The organism is Variovorax sp. 20P10.2.4 (assembly GCF_058244205.1).
On sequence record NZ_JBZAYE010000729.1, the window covers coordinates 1 to 3,370 of the forward strand.

Here is a 3,370-nt window from a genome sequence, read left to right on the forward strand (position 1 = left end):
GCAGCACCGCCTCGCCGGCCGCGGTCGGTACCAGGCCGCGGCTGCTGCGCTCGAACAGCCGGTTGCCGAAGATGTCCTCGGTTTCGCGCAGCGCCTTGGTGATCGCGGGCTGGCTCAGCCGCATCTCGGCCGCCACGCGGCCCAGCGTGCGGTGCCGGTCGATGGCCTGCAGCAGCGAGAGCTGGCGCAGCTTGAGGCGCGAGAGCAGCGCGTGCTGCAGGTCGGCGGCGGGGTCGCGGGCGGTCGGGGAGGCCATAACCGTCAGGTTATCGCCCGATCAGAATTTAGTCCACTTTGGTGAATCGCGAGGCCTAGACTTTTCTCCATGCCCGCAGCCACCGCCACGACGCTCATGGCCACCTTGGCCGATCTCCTCGACGCGCTCGACGCAGCGCGCGACGCCGACGAGGCGCTGCGCCGAATCGATCGCTGCCGGCGCGAGCTCGTGCCCGGCAGCATCTTCAGCATCCAGCAGAACGTGACGACCGAAGACGATCCGGCCGGCGAGATCCGGCTGCGCCGCTTCTATTCGTCGGAGGCGCACCGCTATCCGGTCAACGGCGCCAAGCGCAAGACGCACACGCGCTGGACCGATCGCCTGTTCCGCCAGGGCCGCGTGTTCGTGGGCGAGGGCGCCCAGGTGCTGGCGCGCCACTTCGACGACTTCGAGCAGATGCGGCCCGCGGGCCTGTGCAGCGTGGTCAACGTGCCGCTGCTGCAAGGCGCGCTGTGCTTCGCCACCTTCAACGTGTTCGGCGTCCGCGAGCGCTGGCAGCCCGATGAGGTGCTCGGCATCCGCCTGCTGGCGCTGGCCGCCGCGCGCTGGGTGCCGGTCGCGCCCGGTCTCGCCTACCGCTTCGCCGCCGACGCGGTGCCGATCGATCTCCCCGCTCTTTCTCCTGAAGTGAAGGCCTGACCATGCAATCCAAGAACCTCGTCGTGATCGTCGGCGGCGGCCCCGTGGGCCTGTCGATGGCGATCCTGCTGCAGCGCTTCGGCGTCGACTTCGTGCTGCTCGAGCGCAGCCCGACCACCACCGACCATCCGAAGGCGCGCGGCACCTACACGCGCACGATGGAGATCTTTCGCCAGTGGGGCATCGACGGCCTGATGAAGCGCCATGCGCTGCCCGACGGCGCCGACTTCTTCGCCTTCTGCGAATCGATGACCGGCCACGAATGGGGCCGCACGAATCCCGAGCCGAACCTCGGCCACTCGCCGAGCTGGAAGATCATCCAGTCGCAGGACACGGTGGAGCAGGAGCTGCTCGCCCATGCCCGAAAGAGCGAGGTCGGCCGCTTCCTGTTCGGCCACGAGTTCCTGCACTACGCCGAGAGCGCCGACGGCATCGCCGTGACCGGCCGCCGGCTCGACACCGGCGAGACCCTGACCTGGCAGGCCCGGTACCTGATCGCGGCCGACGGCGCCGCGAGCTCGGTGCGGCGCCAGGCCGACATCGAGATGCGCGGCCCAGCCACGCTGGCCGTGATGGCCAACGAGTTCTGGCAGGCCGATCTCTCGCAGGTGCGCGACTCGGCCACCTGCGCCGGCTGGCGCGTCTACGCCAAAGACTCACCGTACCCGATCACCACCGTGCTCAACACCAACGGAAAGGACCGCTGGCTCAACCTGCTGCCGGTGGGCCGTGAGACCGACGAGCGCACCGGCGCGCGCAGCGATGCCGAGGTGGTGCAGCTCGCGCGCACCGTCTCGGGCGTGCCCAACCTCGAGGTGAAGGTCATCAACCGCTCGGTGTGGCGCATGAGCCGCCAGGTGGCCGCGAACTTCCGGCGCGGCCGCGTGCTGCTGGTCGGCGATTCGGCGCACCGCTTTCCGCCCAATGGCGGCTATGGCATGAACTCGGGCATCCAGGACGCGCACAACCTGGCCTGGAAGCTGGCCTTCGTGCTCAGCGGGCGCGCCAGCGCGCGGCTGCTCGACAGCTACGAGAGCGAGCGCCGGCCGATCGCCGAATCGAACGCCGACTTCAGCCTGCACAACGCAATGCGCTTCAACCATTGCGACGAGGCGCTGCGCTCGGGCAACCGCGAGCGCATCGAGTTCTGGATCCGCGACAGCGACAACCACATCCACAGCATTGGCCAGTCGCTGGGCTTCTGCTACGAGGACGGCGCCGTGATCCCCGACGGCACCGGCCGCCATGTGATGCGCGCTCGCTGGTACGAGCCGGCCGACAAGCCCGGCATGCGCTTTCCGCACCTGTGGCTGGACCTCGCGCGGCGCCACACCACGCTCGACTGGTTCGACCGCGAGTTCGTGCTCGTGGCCGGTCCGCGCGCCGATGCCTGGATGGAGGCGGCGCGCCAGGTGTCGGGCCGCAACGGCCGCGTGGTGCAGGCGCGCCAGCTAGAGGACGCGCACGAGAAGGACGGCCTGCTGCTGGGCCAGCACGGCGCGGTGCTGGTGCGGCCCGACGGCCACGTCGCCTTCCGCATGCCGTGGACGCCGACGGACCCGGCCGCCGAGCTGTCGGCCGTGCTGTCGAAGCTGCTGGACTGACGCCATGCCCGTCACCGCGCTGCACCACTTCACGATCCGCTGCACGCCCGCGGAACTGCCGCCGCTGCTGGACTTCTACACGCGCGTGCTGCGCCTGGAAGCCGGCGCCCGGCCCGAGATTCCCGCGCCCGGCGCCTGGCTCTATGCCGAGGGCCAGCCCATCGTGCACCTGTTCGCCCATCTCGCGACGGCCGATGCGCCGCCGCAACCGCCCACGGGCCATGTCGACCACATCTCGTTCCGCGCCCACGGGCTGCGCGAGATGCGAGCGCACCTGCGCGCGCTCGAAGTGCCCTTCGCCGAGGCGCCTATTCCCGGCTGGGACATCCACCAGCTCTTTCTGCACGACCCGCGCGGACTGAAGATCGAGATGACCTTCTGGCTGGACCGCGAGGAAGAACCGTGGGAGGACGCGGCATGACCGAGTTCGTGCAGGCCGGCGAGGTCCGCATCGCCTTCGACCGCGCGGGCCAGGGCCCGGCGCTGCTGCTGATGCATGGCGCGGAAGCTTCGCGCCAGATGTTCGCCGCGCTGGTGCCGCATCTGGCGAAGCAGTTCACCGTGATCGCCTACGACCAGCGAGATTGCGGCGACACGGAAGCGCCCGAGCGCGCGGCCACGCTCGCGGACCTCGCGAACGATGCGCAGCAGCTCGTGAAGGCGCTGGGCCTCAAGCGCGCGCATGTGTTCGGCTCCTCTTTCGGCGGCCGCGTGGCGCAGGCGCTGGCGCTGCTGCATCCGCGCGCGGTCGACCGGCTCGTGCTCGGCAGCACCTGGCCGCTGCCACGGCCCTACGAGGAGCTGTGCCCCGATGCGCGCCGCCTGGCCGAGCTGCGCCGCGGCCTGCCGG

At 70.5% G+C, this 3,370-nt stretch carries 5 protein-coding genes; 4 read left to right on the forward strand and 1 reads right to left on the reverse strand.

The annotated features are described in order from the left end of the window. Nucleotides 1–256 (reverse strand): helix-turn-helix domain-containing protein (locus tag AC27VN_RS36445; protein WP_490879785.1); only part of this gene is annotated, 256 nt, incomplete at its 3' end. A gap of 69 nt (nt 257–325) precedes the next feature. On the opposite strand from AC27VN_RS36445, the gene AC27VN_RS36450 reads away from it, so the two are divergent. The 4 genes from AC27VN_RS36450 to AC27VN_RS36465 form a co-directional block, all read left to right on the forward strand. Continuing rightward, a complete protein-coding gene (locus AC27VN_RS36450) occupies nt 326–916 on the forward strand; it encodes a GAF domain-containing protein (RefSeq protein WP_208509360.1) in 591 nt (196 codons plus the stop codon). A gap of 2 nt (nt 917–918) precedes the next feature. After that, nucleotides 919–2,520, forward strand: a complete 1,602-nt coding sequence (locus AC27VN_RS36455; RefSeq protein WP_490879786.1) for an FAD-dependent monooxygenase — start codon at nt 919–921, stop codon at nt 2,518–2,520. Nucleotides 2,521–2,524: 4 nt separating this feature from the next. Then, the gene (locus AC27VN_RS36460) at nt 2,525–2,941 is read left to right on the forward strand and encodes a VOC family protein (protein WP_490879787.1); all 417 of its coding nucleotides are present in this window, start codon (nt 2,525–2,527) and stop codon (nt 2,939–2,941) included. Continuing rightward, nucleotides 2,938–3,370, forward strand: a 433-nt coding sequence (locus AC27VN_RS36465) for an alpha/beta fold hydrolase (protein ID WP_490879788.1), incomplete at its 3' end; no start/stop codon positions are given. The genes AC27VN_RS36460 and AC27VN_RS36465, both read left to right, overlap by 4 nt.